The sequence below is a fragment of the Streptomyces sp. NPDC007189 genome (assembly GCF_040703635.1).
Classification (GTDB): Bacteria; Actinomycetota; Actinomycetes; order Streptomycetales; family Streptomycetaceae; genus Streptomyces.
Window position 1 is genome coordinate 23707 of the sequence record NZ_JBEYEY010000020.1, and the last position, 22021, is coordinate 45727.

The window sequence follows — 22021 nt, forward strand, 5'->3', positions numbered from 1 at the left end:
GCTCACCTGGTTTGCCGATTTGGAGACACAATGATCCCGTTGTCGTTCGCGCAGCGTCGGCTGTGGTTCGTGGACCGGTTCGAAGGCCCGTCGCCGACCTACAACGGCGCGTTCGCCCTGCGGCTGACCGGTGAGCTGGACACGGACGCGCTTCAGGCGGCGCTCCGCGATGTCATCGACCGGCACGAAGTCCTCCGCACGGTGATCGTCGAGGGCGACGACGGCGTCCCGCACCAGCAGGTGCTGGCCTTGGGGGACATCCCGTTCGAGCTGCCGGTCGTCGAGGTCGCGGGGGAGGACGAGCGGGCCGCCGCGGTCGACGAGGTGGCCACCGCGACCTTCGACCTGGCCGCCGACGCGCCGATCCGCGCCAGGCTGGTGCGGTCCGGGCCGAGCGAGCACACCCTCGTCGTCGTCGCCCACCACATCGCCGTGGACGGGGAGTCCTTCGGGCCGCTGTTCCGGGATCTCACCACGGCCTACGCGGCCCGCCGGGAGGGCGGCGCCCCGGCGTGGGAGCCGCTTCCGGTGCAGTACGCGGACTACACGCTGTGGCAACGCGACGTGCTCGGTGACGAGTCCGACCCGGAGAGCACGGCGGCCAGGCAACTGGCGTACTGGCGCGAGGCCCTGGCCGATCTGCCGCAGCCGCTGGCCCTGCCGACGGACCGCCCCCGGCCGAGGGTGATGAACCCCGCCGGCGACCGCGTCCCGTTCGCCATCGGCCCCGATCTGCTCGCGGCCGTGGAGAAGCTGGCCGCCGAAGCGGACACCACGGTGTCGATGGTCATGCACGCGGCGCTCGCGGTGCTGCTGCACCACCTCGGCTGCGGTGACGACCTGTCCATCGGCGCGCCGATCACGGACCGCACCGACGAGGAACTGCGGGACCTCGTCGGGTTCTTCGTCAACACCTGGGTGCTGCGCGTCGACCTGTCCGGGAACCCGACCTTCCGCCGGCTGCTGCAGCAGGTGCGGGACCGGTCGCTGGCCGCGTACGACAACCAGGACATGCCGTTCGAGCGGCTGGTGGAGCTGCTCAACCCGGACCGGTCCACCGCCTACAACCCGTTCTTCCAGGTCATGCTCTCCTGGCAGCCGCCCGTGCCGCCCATGGAACTGCCCGGCCTCGACGTCCGGGCCGAGCGGCTGGAGACCCGGACCGCCAAGTTCGACCTGTTCTTCGATCTGCTCCCCAACGGCTCCGGCGGCGCGAACTGCCGTCTGGAGTACGCCACCAGCCTGTTCGACCGGGACACCGCCGAGACCATCGCGCAGCGGTTCGTCCGCGTCCTCGGCCTGCTCGTGGCCGACTCCGGGCGCGCGATCGGCACCGTCGACGTGCTCGACGCCGCCGAACGGGAGCGGCTGCTCACCCGGTTCGACGACACCGCCGCGGCGGCGCCCGAGCTGACGGTCCCGGAGCTGTTCGAGAGCCAGGTGGCCAGGACGCCCGACGCCCCGGCGCTCGTGTGCGACGACCGCACGCTGACCTACCGGGAGCTGGACGACCGGGCGAACGCCGTCGCCTGGGAGCTGATCCGGCGCGGCGCCGGGCCGGAGGACCTGGTGGTCCTCGCGCTGCCGCGCACCGAGGACCTGGTGGCCGGCCTGCTCGGCATCCTCAAGTCCGGTGCCGGATACGTGCCGCTGGACCCGCAGTACCTCAGCGGGCGGGCGGAGAGCGTGCTGTCCGAAGCGGCGCCGCGGTTCGCGGTCACCGACACCGGGACGTGGCAGGCCCTGCCCCCCAACGACATGTCGTGCGTCAACGTCGATCTGCGCACGCAGTGGCAGACGCCCGCCGGCGCACCGGACGACGCGGGCCGGACCGCGCCGCTCGGCCCGGACAACCTGGCGTACGTGATGTACACCTCCGGCTCCACCGGCAAGCCGAAGGGCGCCACGATCACCCACCGCGGTGTCGTGGGCGGCGTGCGGGAGCTGGTGCGGGTCCTCGACGCGCCGCCCGGCTGGCGGATGCTGGCCGGCACCTCGGTCAACTTCGACGTCTCGGTCTTCGAGCTGCTGACCACCCTGACCACCGGCGGCACGGCCGAGCTGGTGGCGAACGCGCTGGCGCTCGGCGAGCGGGAGCGCTGGGACGGCCATGTGATCAGCGGGGTCCCCTCGGTGCTCGGGGAACTGGCGGGCCAGCTGCACAGGGCGCCCGACGTGCGCGCGGTCGTGTTCGCGGGCGACGTGCTCCCGGGCCGGCTGGTGCGGCAGGTGCGCGAGGCCCTGCCCGGCGCGCGGATCGTGAACTCCTACGGCCAGAGCGAGAGTTTCTACGCCACCACCTTCTGTCTCGCCCCGTCCGAGGAGTGGGCGGACGGCGATGTCGCGCCCATCGGCACCCCGCTGGGCACCATGCGCGCCTACGTCCTCGGCCCGGGCCTCGCCCTGGTGCCGCAGGGCGTGATCGGTGAGCTGTACGTGACCGGGACCTGCCTGGGCCGCGGCTACCACGGCCGCCCGGGCCTGACCGCCGAGCGCTATGTGGCCAGCCCCTTCGGTCCCGCCGGCGAGCGGATGTACCGCACGGGCGACCTGGCCCGCTGGAACGCGCAGGGGCAGCTGGAGGTGGTCGGCAGGGCCGACGGCCAGGTGAAGGTGCGCGGCTTCCGCATCGAGACGGCCGAGGTCGAGGCCGCGATCACCGCGCACCCCGGCATCAGCGAGGCCGTGGTGATCAGCCGGGAGGTGCCCTCGGGCGGCAAGCGGCTCGTCGCGTACGTGGTGCACACCGGCGAGGGAGCCGTCGGCGACGACGGCGCCGGCGGCATCGGCGACGTGGACGTGCAGTCCGGCGCCTCGGCCGCCGAGCTGCGCAAGTTCGTCGCGGCACGGCTGCCCGACTACATGGTGCCCTCGGCCTTCGTGGCCCTCGGCCGGCTCCCCCTCGGACCGACGGGCAAGCTGGACCGCAAGGCGCTGCCCGAGCCGGAGTTCCTCGGCGAGACCTACCGGGAGCCGCGCACCGAGGCCGAGAAGATCATCACCGCGGCGTACGCGGACGTGCTCGGCGTGGACCGGGTCGGCGTCGACGACGACTTCTTCGCGGTGGGCGGCGACAGCCTGCGCTCCATCCAGGTGGTGGCGCGGGCCCGCACCCGGGGCCTGGAGCTGAGCACACGCGAGATCTTCGAGTGCCGCACCGCGGCCCGCCTCGCCGAGGCGGCCGCCGCCCGCGAGGGCCTGGTGCCCGTGCTCGCCGAGCTGGAGGGCGGCGGCGTCGGCCCGATGCCGCTGCAGCCGGTGGCCCGGCAGGTGTTCGAGCACGGCGGCGGGACGAACCGTTTCGCCATGTCGATCGTCCTCGACCTGCCCACCGGCATCGACGCCACCGGCCTCGCCGCGACGCTGGACGCCGTGCTCGACCGGCACGACCTGCTGCGCGCCCAACTCGTGCGCGGCGACGAGCCGTCCCTCCTGGTGCGCCCGGCCGGCACGGTGCGGGCCGCGGACCTGATCCACCGGGTCGACTGCGACGGGCGGTGGGACGAGCCGTCCACGCTCGAGGCGGCCCGGGCCGAGCTGGACGCCTCGGTCGGCCGGCTCGACCCGGAAGCCGGGACCATGGCGGACTTCGTCTGGTTCGCCGCACCCTCGGGCGCCGGCCGGCTGCTGGTGGTGCTGCACCACCTGGCGGTGGACGGCGTCTCCTGGCGGATCCTCATGTCGGACCTCGCCGAGGCCTGGCAGCAGGTCGGCTCCGGCAAGACGCCCGAGCTGCCCGCGGTCGGCACCTCCGCCCGCCGCTGGGCGTCGGCGCTGCAGGACGAGGCCCTCTCGCCCGAGCGGGAGGCCGAACTGCCGTACTGGCGGGACCTGCTGGAGGCGACCGACCCCCCGCTGGGCACCCGCGCCTTCGACCCGGCCGTGGACGTGTGGTCGACGCTCGACACCGTGCGGGTGCAGCTGCCCGCCGAGGTCACCGAGGCCGTGCTGACCAAGCTGCCCGCCGCGTTCCGGGGCACCGGGACCGACGTGCTGCTCGCCGCCCTCGCCCTCGCGGTGAACCGGTGGCGCGGTGCGGACCGCTCGACCCTGGTCCGCCTCGAGGGACACGGCCGCGAGGAGCAGGTCGTGCCCGGCGCCGACCTCTCCCGGACCGTGGGCTGGTTCACCGCGATGTACCCGGCCCGGGTCGATGTGCGCGGGGTGGACCTGGCCGACGTACTGGCGGGCGGCCCCGCGGCCGGACAGGCCGTCAAGCTGGTCAAGGAGCAGCTGCGCGCCGTCCCGGACAAGGGCATCGGCTACGGCCTGCTGCGCTACCTGAACCCGGAGACCGCCGAGCAGCTCGCCGACCTTCCCGCGCCGCAGATCGGCTTCAACTACCTCGGCCGGATCTCCGACGCCGACGTGCCCGAGCACCTGCGCGCACACGGGTGGGGGCCGGCGTCCTGGTCCGCCGAGCTGATCGCGACGCCCGACCCGGACCTGCCCGCGCTGTCCGCGCTCGAGGTCAACTCGGTCGTCACGGACACCCCCGACGGCACCCGGCTGCAGGCGGCCTTCATGTTCCCCACCGGCGTGCTGTCCCGCGAGCGGGCCGCTGAACTGGCCGAGCTGTGGGTCGAGGTGCTGCACGGCATGGCCGCGTACGCCGCACGCCCGCACATCGGCGGGCTCACCCCCTCCGACGCCCCGCTGGTCTCGGTGCGGCAGGACGACATCGAGGCCTGGGAGGAGCGCTACGGCCGGCTGACCGAGGTGTGGCCGCAGGCCCCCGGGCAGTCCGGCATCCAGTTCCAGGCGGCGCTCGCCGACGGCACCTTCGACGTCTACCACATGCAGTTCGTGCTGCACCTGTCCGGGCACGTGGACCCCGAACGCATGCGGGCGGCCGGGCAGGCGCTGCTCGAGCGGTACCCGAACCTGCGCTCCGCGTTCCTCACCGCGGCCGACGGCGATCCGGTGCAGGTCGTGGCGGAACACGTCGCCCTGCCCTGGCGGCACCTGGATCTGACCGGGCGCGGCGAGGCCGAGCAGGACGCGGCGCTCGAGGCGGCCCTCGCCGACGACCGGGCCGACCAGCTCGACCCCACCCGGCCGCCGCTGCTCCGCCTGGCCCTGCTCACCTGCGGCCCCGAGCAGGCGAAGCTCATCATCACGGCGCACCACACCCTGTTCGACGGCTGGTCGTCGCCGCTGGTGATCACGGACCTGATCCGGCTGTACGCCGAGAACCGCGAGCTGGCCCCGGTCCGCTCCTACGGCGACTACCTGGCCTGGCTGTCCCGGCAGGACCGGGAGGCGTCGGCGGCCCGGTGGCAGGCCGAGCTCGAAGGGTTCGACCAGCCCACCCTCGTCGCCGCGGGCCTTGCCGCCGAGGGGGAGGCGACCGCCCTCGGGCGGGTCGAGGTACCGCTGTCGATCGACAAGGGACGTGAACTCGCCCGGCGCGCCGCCGAACTCGGGGTCACCCTGAACACGCTCCTGCAGGGCGCGTGGGCGGTGCTGCTGTCGAAGCTGACCGGGCAGCAGGACGTGGTGTTCGGCGCCGCCGTCAACGGCCGCCCCGCGGACCTGACCGGCTCGGACGAGATGGTCGGCCTGTTCATCAACACCCTGCCGACCAGGGCGGTCTGCCGGTCGGAGCAGAGCCTGGCCGAGGTCATCACCGACCTGCAGAACCGGCAGATCAGGCTGCTCGACCACCACTACTACGGCCTCGCCGACATCCAGCGCGCCGTCGGGCTGCCCTCCCTGTTCGACACGATCGTGGTGTTCGAGAACTACCCGATCGACCGCGAGGGCATCGTCGAGGCGAACACCTCGGCCGGGTTCGCGATCGACGCCATCCGGCCGTTCGCGGGCTCGCACTACCCGCTCACCCTCAACTCCTCCGACCCCTACCTGCGGCTCTCCCTCGACTACCAGAGGAACCTCTACGACCGCGCCTCGGCCGAGGTGATCGCCGCCCGGCTCGTCCGGGTGCTGGAGCAGGTGCTCCAGGACCCGTCGGTGCCGGTGGGCGCCGTGGAGGTGCTGGGCGAGGACGAGCGGGACTGGCTGGTCCGCCGGGTCAACGACACGGCGCACCCGGTGGCCGCGGACACCCTGCCGGCCGCGTTCGAGGCCCAGGCGGAGCGCACCCCGGACCGGGTGGCGCTGATCGGCGAGCACCAGACGCTGACCTACGGCGAGTTCAACCGGCGCGCGAACCGGCTGGCGCACTGGCTGGTGGAGCAGGGCGCGGGCCCCGAGCGGCTGGTCGCCGTGCGGATCCCGCGCTCCGTCGACCTGCTCGTGGCGCTCTACGCGGTGGTGAAGGCGGGCGCGGCCTACGTGCCGGTGGACCCGGACCTGCCCGAGGACCGGGTGCGGCACGTGCTGGACGGCGCCAAGCCCCTGCTGGTCCTCGACGGGACGCTTCCGGACGTCTCCGCGTACCCGGAGACGAACCCCGAGCGCGCGCTGTCCCCGGACCACGCCGCCTACGTCATCTTCACCTCCGGCTCCACCGGCGGCCCCAAGGGCGTGCAGGTGGCACACCGGTCGATCATGAACCGGCTCAAGTGGGGTCTGGCGCACTTCGACGTCACGGCCGAGGACCGGGTGCTGCTCAGTACGACGGCGAGCTTCGACGTGTCGGTGCCGGAGCTGTTCGCACCGCTCCAGGTGGGGGCCGCCGTGGTCATCGCTCGTCCGGACGGGCGCCGGGACCCGGCCTACCTCGCCGACCTGATCCAGCGCGAGCGGGTGACCGGCGCCGACTTCGTACCCTCCCTGCTGGAGGCGTTCCTCGCCGAGCCGGCGGCCAAGGCGTGCACCAGCCTGCGCTGGATCGAGGTCGCGGGCGAGGCCTTCCCGGCCGCCCTGGCCAACAAGGCGGCCGACGTGCTGCCGGCCTGCGGGGTGCACAACCTCTACGGGCCCACCGAGGCATCGGTGGAGGTCACGGCGTGGCAGCACGTGCCGGGTGCGGACCGGGTGCCGATCGGCGCCCCGATCTGGAACACCCAGGTGTACGTGCTGGACGCGGCGCTGCGCCCGGTCGCGCCCGGCGTCGCCGGCGAGCTGTACCTGGCCGGCACCGGACTCGCCAGGGGCTACCTCGGACAGACCGGGCTGACCGCGAGCCGGTTCGTGGCCTGCCCCTTCGGCGAGCCGGGCACCCGGATGTACCGCACCGGCGACCTCGTGCGGTGGAACACCGACGGCCAGGTCGAGTACATCGGCCGGACCGACTTCCAGGTCAAGGTGCGCGGCTTCCGCATCGAACTCGGCGAGATCGAGCAGGCGCTGACCGCCCACCCGGACGTCGACGGCGCGGTGGCCGTGGTACGCGAGGACAACGCCGACGACCAGCGGCTGGTCGCGTACGTCGTGCCGGTCAAGGGCACCGATCCGGCCGGGCTGGACCTCACGGCCCTGACGGACCAGGTCCGCGCGCACCTGCCGGAGTACATGGTCCCCTCGGCGATCGTGCCGCTCGCCGCGCTGCCCACGACACCGAGCGGAAAGCTCGACCGCAAGGCGCTGCCCGCACCGGACCACACCGAGGCCGCGACCGGACGAGGGCCGCGCAACCCCACCGAGGAAGTCCTGTGCCGGCTCTTCGCGGACCTGCTCGGCGTGGAGGAGGTCGGCATCGACGTCGACTTCTTCGACCACGGCGGGCACTCGCTGCTGGCCACCCGGCTGACCGGCCGCATACGCAACGAACTCGATGTCGACGTGAAGGTCACGACGGTCTTCCGCAACCCGACCGTCGCCCAGCTGGCCGTCCAGATCGAGGAACTGGCCACGTCGAGCCGCCCCCGGCTGCGCCCCCGGCTGGGTCAGATGACCGTTGAGGAGAAGCGCCGATGATCCCGCTGTCCTTCGCCCAGCGCCGGATGTGGTTCCTCCACCATCTGGAAGGCCCGACCTCCACCTACAACATCCCGCTCGTGCTGCGCCTTGAGGGGCAGCTGGACACGGCGGCCCTGGCCGCGGCGGTGGCGGACGTCGCCGGCCGGCACGACACCCTGCGCACCCTGATCGCGGAGAACGCGGACGGCACGCCGGAGCAGCGGATCCTGTCCGCCGAGGAAGCGGTCCTGCCGTTCCGGGTCGTCGACGTGACCGCAAGCGCGGTGGACGCCGCCCTGGAGGAGGCGGTGGGCCAGGGCTTCGACCTGGAGACCGAACTCCCCCTGCGGACCACCCTGTTCCGCCTCTCCCCGCGGGAGTACGTCCTTGCGTTCGTGTTCCACCACATCGCCGCGGACGGTTCGTCGATGGCGCCGTTCCTGCGGGACCTGGTGTCGGCGTACTCGGCCCGCCGGGGCGGGAGCGCGCCGCAGTGGGAGCCGCTGCCGGTCCAGTACAAGGACTACACGCTGTGGCAGCGGCAACTGCTGGGCGAGGACGGCGACGAGGACGGTGTCGCCGCGCCTCAGCTCGCCTACTGGCAGCGGGAGCTGGACGGGGTGCCGCAGCCGGTGGAGCTGCCGCTGGACCGGCCGCGACCGAAGGTGATCAGCCACCGCGGCGGCCACGTCGAGTTCGTGCTGGAGCCCGACCTGGTCGCCGGGCTCGGCAAGCTGGCCGCCGAGCACGGTGCCACGCCGCCGATGGTGGCCCAGGCCGCGCTGGCCGTGCTGCTGAGCAAGCTGGGCGCCGGCCAGGACGTGACGATCGGCAGCCCGATCGCGGGGCGCACCGACGAGGCCCTGGCCGATCTGATCGGCTTCTTCGTCAACACCTGGGTGCTGCGCGCCGACCTGTCGGGGAACCCGTCGTTCGGCGAACTGGTCGAGCAGGTGCGGGACAAGGCCCTCGCCGCGTACGACAACCAGGACGTGCCGTTCGAGCGGCTGGTGGAGCTGCTCGACCTGGAGCGTTCCACCTCGTACTCACCGCTGTTCCAGGTGATGCTGGCCTGGCAGTTCGTGTGGCCCGAGATCGAGATGCCGGGGCTGCGGGTCACCCCCGTCGCCGTGGGCACCGACACCGCGAAGTTCGACCTGTACGTCAACATCGTCCCGGACGCCTCCGGCCGTGCGCACGGCCGGCTCGAGTACGCGGCGGACCTGTTCGACCACGACACGGCGGCCGCCGTCGTCGACCGGTTCGTGCGCATCGTGGAGCGGATGGCCGCCGATCCGGGTGCGCGGGTCGCGGACGTCGACGTGCTCGGCGCGGACGAGCGGACATGGCTGCTGCGGACGGCGAACGACACGGTCGAGCCGACGCTGGAGCCGGGCCTGGTGGAGACCGTGACCCGGCGGGCCGAGGCGGCACCGGAGGCGCTCGCCGTCATCGCCGAGGAGACGTCGCTCACCTACGGGGAGCTCGAGGCCCGGGCGAACCGGCTGGCGCACTGGCTGATCGACCAGGGGGTGCGGCCGGAGTCGCTGGTGGCCGTCCGCCTGCCCCGGTCCGCGGACCTCGTCGTCGCGCTGCTGGCGGTGCTGAAGGCGGGCGCCGCCTATCTCCCGATCGACCCGGAGCACCCGAGTTCCCGGATCGACTACATCCTTCAGGACGCCCGCCCCGCTGTCGTACTGGACGCCGGGACCCTGGCCGGTGCCGACTGCTCGCCGTACCCGGAGGCGGCGCCCGAGGTGGCCGTCCGGCCGGAGAACACCGCGTACGTCATCTACACCTCGGGTTCGACGGGAAACCCGAAGGGAGTCGCGATCCCGCGCGGCGCGCTGGCGAACTTCCTGGCCACGATGGGCCGGCGGGTCCCGCTGTCGCCCGCGGACCGGTGGCTCGCGGTGACGACGGTCTCGTTCGACATCGCCGCGCTCGAGCTGTACCTGCCCCTGATCTCCGGGGCGGCGGTGGTCCTCGCGACGAAGGACACCGTGACCGATCCGCCGGCCGTCGTGGCGATGATGCGCCGCCACGACGTCACCGTCGTCCAGGCGACCCCGGCGTTCTGGCAGATCCTCGCGATGCACGAGCCGAGCGCCGCGAAGGGCCTGCGGGTCCTCGTCGGCGGTGAGGCGCTGCCGGCCCGGCTGGCCGAGACCCTGGCCGGCCAGGCCGCCGACGTGCTCAACGTGTACGGCCCGACCGAGACCACGATCTGGTCGACCATGGCGCCCGTGCGGGCGGGGGAGGGCGTGGCGATCGGCGCGCCGATCGGCAACACCCAGGTGTACGTGCTCGACGCCGGGCTGCGGCCGGTCCCGCGCGGGGTGCAGGGCGAGCTGTACATCGCCGGCGACGGGCTGGCCCGGGGCTATTTCGGCCGCCCCGGGCTGACTTCGGAGCGGTTCGTCGCCTGCCCCTTCGGTCCGGCCGGTGCGCGGATGTACCGCACCGGGGACCTGGTGCGGTGGGGCAAGGACGGCCGGCTGGAGTACGTCGGGCGGACCGACTTCCAGGTGAAGGTCCGGGGTTTCCGGATCGAGCTGGGCGAGATCGAGCACGTGCTGGCCGGGCATCCCGGTGTCGCCCAGGCGGTGGTCGTCGTCCGGGAGGACCAGCAGGACAAGCGCATCGTGGGCTATGTGGTGCCCGAGTCCGGCGCCGCCGCGGAGACGGATGAGCTGCTCGCCGAGCTGCCCGAGTACCTGCGCGGACGGCTGCCGGACTACATGGTGCCCACCGCGCTCGTGCCGCTCGCGGAGATACCGCTGTCCCCGGCCGGGAAGGTGAACCGGCGGGCCCTGCCGGCACCGGACTACGCGCAGGTGTCGGCCGGCCGGGCGCCGCGCGACCAGCGCGAGGAGGCCCTCTGCGCGCTGTTCGCCGACGTGCTCGGCCTGCAGACGGTCGGCATCGACGACGACTTCTTCTCCATCGGCGGAGACAGCATCCGTTCGATCCAGGTCGTCGTACGGGCGAAGGCGCTCGGCATCGCGGTCAGCACCCGGGAGGTCTTCGAGCACCGCACGGTCGCGCGGCTCGCGGCGCTGGTCGCGGGACGCGAAGAGGAACTCCCGGCCCTCGCCGAGCTGCCGGGCGGCGGCACCGGCTGGGCGCCGCTGCCTCCGATGGCCGCGCACGTGCTCGCGCGCGGCGGCGGCGTCGGCCGGTTCTGCATGTCCGGGATGCTGACCCTGCCCGAGGGTGTCGACCGTGCGGGGCTGCTCGCCACGGTGCGGGCCGTGCTGGACCGGCACGACGTGCTGCGTTCCCGGCTCGACCGGACGAAGCCGGGCCTGCTGATCGCGCCGCCCGGCGGCGTGGACGCCGGCGCGTTGCTGCGGGAGGTGCCCGGCGCCGGCGCCGACGTGCACGCCGAACTGGACGCGGCCGCCGGCCGGCTGGACCCGGACGCCGGCGTCATGGCGCAGTTCGTGTGGTTCACCTCCGACACGAACACGAACACGGACACGGACGCCGACCGGCTGCTGATCGTGCTGCACCACCTGGTCGTCGACGGGGTGTCGTGGCGGATCCTGCTGCCGGACCTGGTCGCGGCCTGGCAGCAGGTCCACGGCGGCCGCACCGCGGAACCCGCCCCGGCGGGCACGTCGTTCCGCCGCTGGGCGCACGCCCTCGTCGACGCGGCGGCCGACCCGGAGCGGGTGGCGCGCGAACTGCCCTTGTGGCAGGAGATCCTGCGCGGGGACGAACCCGTGCTGGGGGCACGGGAGCTGGACCCGGCGCGCGATGTCTCGTCCACCGTGGACACGGTGCGGGTCACCCTGCCGGCGGATGTCACCGAGACCCTGCTGACCCGGGTGCCCGCGGTGTTCCGCGGCGGCGCCGACGACGCGCTGCTGGCCGGTCTCGCGCTGGCGCTGGCCCGCTGGCGCCAGACGCGCGGCGAGGCGGGGGCCCCGACGCTGGTGCGGATGGAGGGCCACGGCCGCGAGGAGCAGCTGATACCCGGCGCCGACCTGTCGCGGACGGTCGGATGGTTCACCTCGCTGTTCCCGGTGCGCCTGGACGTGACCGGCATCGACGTGGCGGACGCGTTCGCCGGCGGGCCGGCCGCCGGCCGGGCGGTCAAGGCCGTCAAGGAGCAGCTGCGGGCGGTGCCGGACCACGGCATCGGCTACGGCCTGCTCCGCCACCTCAACCCCGGCACCGCCGCCGCGCTGGCCGCCGAGCGGGAACCGCAGATCGGGTTCAACTACCTCGGCCGGACCTCTGGCGCGGACCTCCCCGAGGAGCTGCGCGGCCTGGGCTGGACCCCGGACACCACGCACCGGGACCTGATCGCCGCGCCGGACGCGGACATGCCGGTGCTCTCGGCGCTGGAGATCAACGCGGTCGCCGCGGCCACCCCCGGCGGGGAGGAGCTGACCGCCTCCTTCGGCTTCGCCACCGGTGTGCTCTCCCGCGAGGAGGTGACCGAGCTGGCCGGGCTGTGGGTCCAGGCGCTGACCGCCCTGGCCCGGCACGCCGAGACCCCCGGCGCCGGCGGGCTGACCCCGAGCGACGCGCCCCTGGTCCGGGTGAGCCAGGAGGAGATCGACACCTGGGAGGCCCGGTTCGGCAGGCTGGCCGAGATCTGGCCGACGACCCCGGCGCAGTCCGGGATGTTGTTCCACACGATGCTCGCCGACACGTCGTTCGACCCGTACCACATGCAGATGGTGTTCCACCTCTCCGGCGAGGTCGACCCGGAACGGATGCGCCGGGCCGGGCAGGCCCTGCTGGAGCGCCACACCAACCTGCGCGCGGCGTTCGTCGACCGGGCCGACGGCGACGTCGCGCAGGTGGTGCCGGCGGCGGGGACGACCCTGCCCTGGCGGCACCTGGACCTGACCGCGGCCGGTGAGGCGGAGCGGACGGAGACGTTCGAGCGGTTCCTCGACGCGGACCGCGCCGCCCACTTCGACACGGGCGCCCCACCGCTGATGCGGCTCGCCCTCGTCCTCCTCGAGCCCGGCCGCGCCGAACTCGTGCTGACCTGCCACCACGTGCTGCTCGACGGCTGGTCCATGCCCCTGCTGATGCGGGACCTGCTGCTGCTCTACGCGTCCCACGGCGACCCGGCCGGCCTGCCCGCCACGCGCAGCTACGGCGAGTTCCTGTCCTGGCGCGCCCAGCAGGACGAGGAGGAGTCCGCCCGGGTGTGGGCGGCCGAACTCGACGGGGTCGAGGAGCCGACCCTGCTCGCCGCCGGCTCCGAGGACCCGGGGGAGCAGGGCGTCGGCGAGGTCGAGGTCCCGCTCCCGGCCGACGAGGCGCGCGAACTGGCCCGCCGGGCCGCCGAGCTGGGCGTCACCGTCAACACCCTGGTCCAGGGTGCCTGGGCGCTGCTGCTCGGCCGGCTCACCGGCCGCCAGGACGTGGTGTTCGGCGCCACCGTCTCCGGGCGGCCGCCCGCGGTGACGGATGTCGACTCGATGGTCGGGATCTTCATCAACACCCTTCCCGTGCGCGTCGAGTTCGCGCCCGGCGACACCCTCGCCGAGGTCCTCACCCGGCTCCAGAACCGGCAGGCCGGTCTCCTGGAGCACCACCACTTCGGGCTCACCCGGATCCAGCAGTGCATCGGCCTGCAGTCCCTCTTCGACACCCTGGTCGTCTTCGAGTCGTACCCGGTCGACCGGGAGGCCCTCGGCGCCGCCACCGAGGCCGCGGGCGGGATCGCCTTCACCGGCCTGCGCCCGTCCACGGCCACCAACTACCCGCTGGCCCTGATGGCGGCGGCCGACCCGCACCTGCAGCTCGTCTTCCAGTACGCGCCGGGTGTCTTCGCCCGGGCGGAGGTGGAGGCGTTCGCGGCCCGCCTCGTGCGCGTCCTGCGGCAGCTGGCGGCCGGCCCCGGGCTGAAGGTCGCCCAGCTCGACATCCTGGAACCGGCCGAACGCCACCGCCTGCTGGCCGAGTTCAACGACACGGCCGTCCCGACCCCGGACGTCACGATCACCGGGCTCGTCGAGGCGCAGGCGGCACGGACGCCTAACGCGACCGCCGTCGTCGCCGAGGGCGAGTCGCTCACGTACCGGGAGCTGAACACCCGGGCCGATCGCCTGGCGCGCGAGCTGGCCGGCCGCGGCGTGGGCCCGGAGTCGGTGGTCGCGGTGTCGCTGCCGCGGTCGGCGGACCTGGTGGTCGCCCTGCTCGCGGTCCTGAAGGCGGGCGGCGCGTATCTGCCGGTCGACCCCAAGTACCCCAGCCACCGCCTGGACGCCATCTTCCAGGAGGCCCGGCCGCGCCTGGTCCTGACGGACTCCGCGACGGTCGAGGCGCTGCCGGAGCACGACGCCTTGGACGTCCTCCTCGACACGCTCGACCTGTCCGGCGACGACACCCGCCCCGAAGTCACGCTGGATCCCGGGCAGTTGGCGTACGTGATGTACACCTCCGGCTCCACCGGCAAGCCCAAGGGCGTCGCCATCACCCACGCGAACGTGGTCAACGGCGTGCTGCGGCTCGCCTCCCAGGTGGGCATGGAACCGGGCAAGCGGCTCCTCGCGGGCACGTCGGTCAACTTCGACGTCTCGGTGTTCGAGATCTTCACGACCCTCGCCGCCGGCGGCGTCGTGGAACTGGTCCGGGACGTCCTGGTTCTGGGCGAGCGGAAGGGCTGGAGCGGCGGCGTCGTCTCCACCGTGCCGTCGGCCTTCGCCGAACTCGTCGACGACATCTCCGGCCGCACCAGCGTGGAGACGGTCGTCTTCGCCGGCGAGGCCCTGCCCGCCTCGCTCGTCGAGAAGGTGCGGGACGCCTTCCCGGGCGTACGCGTCGTCAACGCCTACGGGCAGAGCGAGTCGTTCTACGCCACCGCCCACACCGTCGGCGGCGGCACGCGGGGCTGGGCGGGCAGCGCGCCCGTCGGCACCCCGCTCGGCAACATGCGGGCCTACGTCCTCGGCCCCGACCTCGCTCCGGTGCCGCCGGGCGCGGTCGGCGAGCTGTACGTCGGCGGGAACGTGGGCCGCGGCTACCACGGCCGCGCCGAACTGACCGCCGACCGCTTCGTCGCCGACCCGTTCGGCCCGCCCGGCGCGCGCATGTACCGCACCGGCGACCTGGCCCGCCTGAACGGCGAGGGACAGCTGGAGTACGCCGGCCGCGGGGACGCGCAGGTCAAGGTGCGCGGCTTCCGCATCGAGCCCGCCGAGGTCGAGGCCGCGCTCACCGCGCACCCCGAGGTCGCCCAGGCCGTCGTCATCGCCCGGCAGGCGGCGGGCACCGGCAGCCACCTCGTCGGGTACGTGGTGCCGTCGGGCGAGACCGGCGCCGACGAGATCCGCCGGTTCGTCGCCGGGCGGCTGCCCGAGTTCATGGTGCCGTCCGCCCTCGTGATCCTGGACCGGCTGCCGCTGATGCCCAACGGCAAGCTGGACCGGGCGGCGCTGCCCGAGCCGGAGTTCACCGGCGCCCCCTACCGCGCGCCCCGCACCGTCCGTGAGGAGGCCCTGGTCAAGCTGTTCGCCGAGGTGCTCGGCGTGGACCGGGTCGGTATCGACGACGACTTCTTCGCGCTCGGCGGACACTCTCTGCTCGCCACCCGGCTGATCAGCCGGGCCCGTGCCGAGATCGGGGTGGAGATTCCCATCCGCAAGATCTTCGACCTGCCGACGGTCGCCGCGCTCGCTCCGTGGTCGCAGGAGCCGGCCGCTCCCCGTCGCCCCCGTTTGCGCAAGATGTTCGTAGAGGAGTGAAGCATGATCCCGCTGTCATTCGCCCAGCGTCGTTACTGGTATCTGCACCAACTGGAGGGTGGCGAGACCTGGAACATGTCGGCGGCGCTGCGGCTGGCCGGGCCACTGGACCAGGCCGCCCTCGCCGCGGCGATCCTCGATGTGGTCGAGCGGCACGAGATCCTGCGCACCACATACGTGACGAACGACGACGGTGAGCCCCACCAGCGGATCCTGCCGATGGCTCGGGCGGCGGAGCAGGCGCGGTTGCCGGTGGTCGAGGTGGCGCCCGAGAACGTGACCGGGGCGGTCGACGAGGCCGTCGCGCACGGGTTCGACCTCGCGGCCGAAATACCCTTCCGGGCCACGCTGATCCGTTCCTCGCCCGAGGACCACGTGCTCGTCCTGGCCGTTCACCACATCGCCACGGACGGAAGTTCCAGCGCGCCGCTGGCCCGCGACCTGGCCACGGCCTACGCCGCACGCCGCGACGGCGATGCGCCGCAGTGGGAGCCGCTGCCCGTGCAGTACAAGGACTACACGCTGTGGCAGCGCGAGGTGCTCGGCGACGTGGCCGACCCGGACAGCCTCGCCGCGGCCCAGCTCGCGTACTGGCGCGAGGAACTGGCCGGCGTGCCGCAGCCGCTGAGCCTGCCGCTGGACCGCCCGCGGACCGCGGAAGTGACCACGCACGGCGACAATGTCGGATTCGCCGTGAAGCCGGAGGTGACGGCCGGGCTGGAGAAGCTGGCGGGCGAGCGCGGCATGTCCATGGCGATGGTCGTGCAGGCCGCGCTGGCCGTCCTGCTGTGCAAGCTCGGCGGCGGGGAGGACGTGCCGATCGGCAGCCCGATCGCCGGGCGGACCGACGAGGCGCTGGCCGACCTGGTCGGATGCTTCGTCAACAACCTGGTGCTGCGCGTGGACCTCTCCGGCGACCCCTCGTTCGCCGGCCTGCTCACCCAGGTGCGGAACAAGGCACTGGCGTCCTACGAGCACCAGGACGTGCCCTTCGACGTGCTGGTCGAGGAGCTCAACCCCGACCGCTCCGCGACGTACCGGCCGCTGTTCCAGGTGATGTGCGGCTGGCAGAACTTCGAGAAGCCGGTCCTCGACTTCCCCGGCCTCGACGTGGAGTTCCAGCAGGCGCTCACCCAGAAGACCATGGTCGACCTGTTCTTCAGCATGACCGTGGACGAGGCCGGGTCGCTGTACGGCGACATCCAGTACGGCACCAAGCTGTTCGACCGGGACACGGTCGAGGACATGGCCGCCCGGTTCGCGCTCGTTCTCGAGCAGGTGGCCGCCGATCCGGAGGTGTGCGTCGGGGACATCGACGTGCTGCTCGCCACGGAGCGGCAGCGGCTGCTGGTGGAGGTGAACGACACCGCCGAGCCGACCCTGGAGCAGGGACTCGTGGAGGCGGTGCGCAGGCAGGCGCAGGCGGCGCCGGAGGCGCTCGCCGTCATCGGCGAGGAGGAGTCGCTCACCTACCGGGAGCTGGACGCGCGGTCGAACCGGCTGGCGCACTGGCTGGCCGCCCGCGGAGTGCGGGCCGAGTCGCTGGTCGCCGTGTGCCTGCCGCGGACCGTGAACCTGATGGTGGCGCTGCTGGCCGTGCTGAAGGCCGGCGGAGCCTACGTCCCGATCGACCCGGACCACCCGCGCTCCCGGATCGACTACGTGCTCCAGCAGGCGGATCCGGTGCTGGTGCTCGACGCCGACACGCTGGCGGGCGCGGACTGCTCCGGGTATCCGGACACGGCCCCCGAGGTGGCCGTCCGCCCGGAGAACACCCAGTACGTGATCTACACCTCGGGTTCCACCGGTACCCCGAAGGGTGTGGCGATCCCGCGCGGGGCGGTGGCGAACTTCCTGGCCTCCGTGCAGCGGCGGTTCCCGCTGGCGCCGGCGGAGCGGATGCTGTTCAGCACGACGGTGTCCTTCGACATGGCGAACACCGAGTTGTACCTGCCGTTCGTCTGCGGCGCGACCATGGTCATGGCGCGGAAGGAAACCGTCACCGACCCGTCGGCCGTGGTGGCGCTGGTACGCCGCCACGGGGTCACCGCCGTGCAGGCCACGCCCGGCTTCTGGCAGATGCTGCTGACGCAGGAGCCGGACGCCGCGAAGGACCTGCGGATCATGACCGGCGCGGAGGCCGTGCCGGTACGGCTGGCCGAGACACTCGCGGAGCAGGCCGCCGAGGTGGGCAACTGGTACGGCCCGACCGAGACGACGACGTGGTCGACCATGGCGCCCCTGAAGGCCGGGGCGGGTGTGGCGATCGGCACGCCGGTCGGGAACACCCAGGTGTACGTGCTCGACTCGCGGCTGTGCCCGGTGCCCAGCGGGGTGCAGGGCGAGCTGTACATCGCCGGCGACGGGCTGGCCCGCGGTTACCAGGGCCGGCCGGACCTCACCTCCGAGCGGTTCGTGCCGTGCCCGTTCGGCCCTGCCGGTGCGCGGATGTACCGCACCGGAGACCTGGTGCGGTGGAACAAGGACGGGCACCTGGAGTACGTCGCGCGCACCGACTTCCAGGTGAAGGTCCGCGGCTTCCGGATCGAACTCGGCGAGATCGAGCATGTGCTGGCCGGACACCCGGCGGTGGCGCAGGCGGCGGTCGTGGTGAACGAGAACAAGGAGGGCGACAAGCGCATCGTCAGTTACGTGGTGCCCGTCGAGCGCCAGGCCCACGACGACGCGGCGAGCGGTGAGCTGCTCGCCGCGCTGAGCGAACACCTGCGGGGGCGGCTGCCGGACTACATGGTGCCCGCCGCTGTGATTCCGCTGGCGGAGCTGCCGCTGACGCCGAACGGGAAGCTCGACCGGGCCGCGCTGCCGTCGGAGAAGCCGAGCACCGAGGCGGGCGGAGAGCCGCGCAACGCCCACGAGGAGAAGCTGTGCGCCCTCTTCGCCGAGCTGCTCGGTCTGGAGAAGGTCGGGGTCGACGAGGACTTCTTCGCGCTCGGCGGGCACTCGCTGCTGGCCACCCGGCTCAGCGTGCGCATCCGCAAGCAGTTCGGCGTCGACATGCCCCTCAGGACGATCATCAAGTTCCCCACGGTGGCCGAGCTGGCCGCGCTGCTGCTGGCCGGCGCCGTCCCCGACGAGGTCGTCGACCCGCTCGCGGTGGTGCTGCCGCTGAACACCGATCCCGGCACCGGGAAGAAGCCCCTGTGGTTCTTCCACGGCGGCGGCGGGCTGGGCTGGGCGTACTTCAGCTTCGTCACCCACGTACGCGACCGGAAGGCCTACGCCCTGCAGTCCCGCGGCTCCGACGGCAAGGACGAGCTGGCGGGGTCCGTGGAGGAGATGGTCGACGACTTCATCGACGAGATCCTGAAGATCCAGCCGGAAGGGCCGTACTACCTCATCGGCTGGTCCTACGGCGGCACCGTCGTGCAGGCCGTCGCGGCGGGGCTCGACCGGCGCGGAAAGGAGATCGGCCTCGTGGCCATCCTGGACGCCCAGCCGGGCGGACACGGGTGGACGGAGATCCACGCCAACAAGACCGTGGAGGACTACCGCGAAGAGCTGGAGGAGTACTTCGGCAAGTACATCGGCACCGACAACCAGCAGGACTTCATCGACGCCATGGCGAAGGTCCTGGCCAACAACACGAACCTGATGATGGAGTTCGAATCGCCGGTGTACCGCGGCGATGTGCTGTTCTTCAACGCGGTGGACAAGGACGAGCTGTACGCCCACCTGTGGCGGCCGTACATCCTCGGCACCATCGAGGAACACGACGTGCACTCCACGCACCACGAGATGAACCTGCCCGGACCCGTGGCCGAGGCCTTCGAAGTCATCAACCACAAGCTGGCGGACCGTGTCTGACCGGGCATCGCTTTGCGGCGCCGGCGCAACGAACCGACTCATGGATGATTGGGGGTGGCCGGGGTGACAGCACCCGGCATGTCGGAGGTACACGGGGAGCGGACCACGCTGCTGTGCGTGCCGTTCGCGGGAGCGGGTCCGTCCTTCTTCCACCCGTGGCAGAAGCTGGCCGGCGACCGCTGGCGCGTGCTCTCGGTCGAACTGCCCGGCAGGGAGCGGCGGATCCTGGAGACGCCGTACCGCAACGTCGTCGAGGCGGCCAAGAGCGAGGTCGACGGCATCGTCGCGCAGCTCGGTGCGGGCACGCGGACCGTGCTGTTCGGGCACAGCCTGGGTGCGGTGCTCGCCTACGAGCTGGTGCATCTGCTCGGCGCGCGCGGTGTGCACGTCGAGCGGCTGATCGTCAGCGGCTCGCCGGGGCCGTGGACCCAGCGCGAGCGGCGGGCGGCCGGCCTGCCGGACGAGGAGTTCCTCGCCCGGGTCGAGGAGTTCGCGGGGTTCCGGCACGAGGCCCTCGACCACCCGGAGATGCGGGAACTGATCCTGCCCACGCTGCAGGCCGACTGCGAGATGCACGAGAACTACGTCCCGAGCACCGACGACCTGGTCACGGTGCCGATCTGCTCGCTGCGGGGCGACTCCGACGGCCTGGTCAGCGCGGAAGAGGCCCGGCAGTGGCGGGACGCCACCACGGACGAGTTCAGCTATGCGGAATTCCCGGGCGATCACATGTACCTGGTCGATCTCGGCCGGGAGGTGCTGGACGTGATCGAGGCGCAGTACGCCCGCGGCCGCTAGCCAGGCCGCATCCGGCCAGATCAGCCGCCTTCCGTCAAGGAAGGAGGCGCTTGAGCGCCGCGGCACGGGTCTGACAGGGGCGTGACAGGCCCGGAGAGGAAAGTGGAGGCATGAGAAGTTCAGCGATCGCAGTTTCAGGGCTGCGCAAGGCATATGGCGACAAGGTCGTGCTCGACGGCATCGACTTCGATGTCGCCGCAGGATCGATCTTCTCCCTGCTCGGCCCGAACGGTGCGGGCAAGACGACGACGGTCAACGTCCTGACGACGCTGATGAAGGCCGACGCCGGCACGGTGCGGATCGCCGGGCACGACGCGGCGACCGCGACGAAGCAGGTGCGCGCGGCCATCGGCGTGACCGGCCAGTTCGCCGCGGTGGACGAGCTCCTCTCCGGCCGGGAGAACCTGCAGCTGATGGCGGACCTGAAGCGCGTGCGCTCCGGTGACCAGGTGGTGGCGCGGCTGCTCGAGCGGTTCGACCTGGTGGAGGCGGCGGACAAGCTGGCGGGGACCTACTCCGGCGGTATGCGCCGCAAGCTGGACCTCGCGATGACGCTGGTCGGCAACCCGCAGGTCATCTTCCTCGACGAGCCGACGACGGGTCTCGACCCCCGCAGCAGGCGCACGATGTGGGGGATCGTCCGCGAGCTGGTGGCCGACGGCGCCACCATCTTCCTGACCACCCAGTACCTCGAGGAGGCCGACCAGCTCGCCGACCGGATCGCGGTGCTCAACCAGGGCCGCCTGGTCGCCCAGGGCACCCCCGAGGAGCTCAAGCGGCAGATCCCCGGCACCCATGTGAAGCTCCGGTTCGCCGACGCCTTCGAACTCGACGCGGCCGCCCGGGTCTTCGCCGGCTCCACGCGTGACGACGAGGAGCTGGCCCTGCGGGTGCCCAGCGACGGCGAGTCGAGGTCGCTGCGGGCCCTGCTGGACCGGCTCGACGAACACATGCTCAACGCCCAGGAATTCTCCGTGCACACACCGGACCTCGACGACGTCTTCCTCGCCCTGACCGAGCGCACGAGCGGGCACCCGAGCAAGGACAAGGAGGCGATCGCGCGATGAGCACGGTCTCGACGGCGTTTGCCGACTCCGGAATCATGTTGCGCCGCAACGTGAAGCACACCCTGCGGAACCCGACCACGGTGTTCAACGCGGTCCTGTTCCCGATCGTCATCATGCTGATGTTCGTCAAGGTGTTCGGTGGCGCCTTCAGCGTCGGCGAGGACTACATCGACTACGCGACGCCGGGTCTGCTCGTGATGGCCGTCAGCTACGGCCTCGGGGCCACCGCGACGGCCGTGAACGACGACATGACGAAGGGCATCATCAACCGGTTCAAGACCATGGACGTCTCCCGCGGAGCCATGCTGACCGGACATGTCGTCGTCACCACGGTGCGCTGCCTGGTGGCCGCCGCGGCCATCGTCGGGGTGGCCTTCGCGCTCGGGTTCCACCCGCACGCGAGCGCCCTCGACTGGCTCGGCGTGCTCGGTCTGTTCGTGCTGCTCGCCGTGGGGACCAGCTGGCTCACCGTCGCCATGGGCCTGGCCGCGAAGAGCACGGAGTCGGCGGGCCTGGCCACCGTGCCGCTGATCATGCTGCCGTTCCTGAGCAGCGCGTTCGTGCCCGCGAAGACGATGGGGGCCGGCGTGCGGCAGTTCGCGGAGTACCAGCCCTTCACCCCGATCATCGAGACGCTGCGCGGGCTGCTGGAGGGCCACGTGTCGAGCGGCCACGCGATCGCGGCCCTCGCCTGGTGCGTCGGGTTCGCCGTCCTCGGGTACGTGTGGGCGCTGTCCACGTTCAAGAAGCGAGCCTGACCTCGACCGACTCGGCTGCCCGGGGTCGCTGCTGAACCACCCCGGCACG

Annotated in this window: 6 protein-coding genes; all 6 read left to right on the forward strand. The window is 72.6% G+C overall.

Going from position 1 to position 22021, the window contains the following annotated elements; translation table 11 throughout:
• Positions 1-30: 30 nt before the first annotated feature.
• The 6 genes from AB0950_RS32720 to AB0950_RS32745 all read left to right on the forward strand — a co-directional run bounded on the left by AB0950_RS32720 (position 31) and on the right by AB0950_RS32745 (position 21972).
• A complete protein-coding gene (locus AB0950_RS32720; RefSeq protein ID WP_366780047.1) occupies positions 31-7824 on the forward strand; it encodes an amino acid adenylation domain-containing protein in 7794 nt (2597 codons plus the stop codon).
• Positions 7821-15524, forward strand: a complete 7704-nt coding sequence (locus AB0950_RS32725) for an amino acid adenylation domain-containing protein (RefSeq protein WP_366780048.1) — start codon at positions 7821-7823, stop codon at positions 15522-15524. The genes AB0950_RS32720 and AB0950_RS32725 overlap by 4 nt, the downstream gene beginning before the upstream one ends.
• A gap of 3 nt (positions 15525-15527) precedes the next feature.
• Positions 15528-19349 (forward strand): amino acid adenylation domain-containing protein, encoded by a 3822-nt coding sequence (locus AB0950_RS32730; RefSeq protein WP_360575129.1) that lies wholly within the window; start codon positions 15528-15530, stop codon positions 19347-19349.
• A gap of 78 nt (positions 19350-19427) precedes the next feature.
• Positions 19428-20147, forward strand: coding sequence for an alpha/beta fold hydrolase (locus AB0950_RS32735; protein WP_366780049.1), 720 nt, complete (start codon positions 19428-19430; stop codon positions 20145-20147).
• 110 nt (positions 20148-20257) lie between these two features.
• The gene (locus AB0950_RS32740) at positions 20258-21214 is read left to right on the forward strand and encodes an ATP-binding cassette domain-containing protein (RefSeq protein WP_360160251.1); all 957 of its coding nucleotides are present in this window, start codon (positions 20258-20260) and stop codon (positions 21212-21214) included.
• Positions 21211-21972 (forward strand): ABC transporter permease, encoded by a 762-nt coding sequence (locus tag AB0950_RS32745; protein ID WP_360160252.1) that lies wholly within the window; start codon positions 21211-21213, stop codon positions 21970-21972. The genes AB0950_RS32740 and AB0950_RS32745 overlap by 4 nt, the downstream gene beginning before the upstream one ends.
• Positions 21973-22021: the final 49 nt, after the last annotated feature.

Excerpts from the sequence above, each read along its gene's own strand:
- AB0950_RS32730 (WP_360575129.1), top strand. The coding sequence starts at position 15,528 with ATGATCCCGCTGTCATTCGCCCAGCGTCGTTACTGGTATCTGCACCAA.
- AB0950_RS32740 (WP_360160251.1), top strand. The coding sequence starts at position 20,258 with ATGAGAAGTTCAGCGATCGCAGTTTCAGGGCTGCGCAAGGCATATGGC.
- AB0950_RS32745 (WP_360160252.1), top strand. The coding sequence starts at position 21,211 with ATGAGCACGGTCTCGACGGCGTTTGCCGACTCCGGAATCATGTTGCGC.
- AB0950_RS32725 (WP_366780048.1), top strand. The coding sequence starts at position 7,821 with ATGATCCCGCTGTCCTTCGCCCAGCGCCGGATGTGGTTCCTCCACCAT.
- AB0950_RS32720 (WP_366780047.1), top strand. The coding sequence starts at position 31 with ATGATCCCGTTGTCGTTCGCGCAGCGTCGGCTGTGGTTCGTGGACCGG.
- AB0950_RS32735 (WP_366780049.1), top strand. The coding sequence starts at position 19,428 with ATGTCGGAGGTACACGGGGAGCGGACCACGCTGCTGTGCGTGCCGTTC.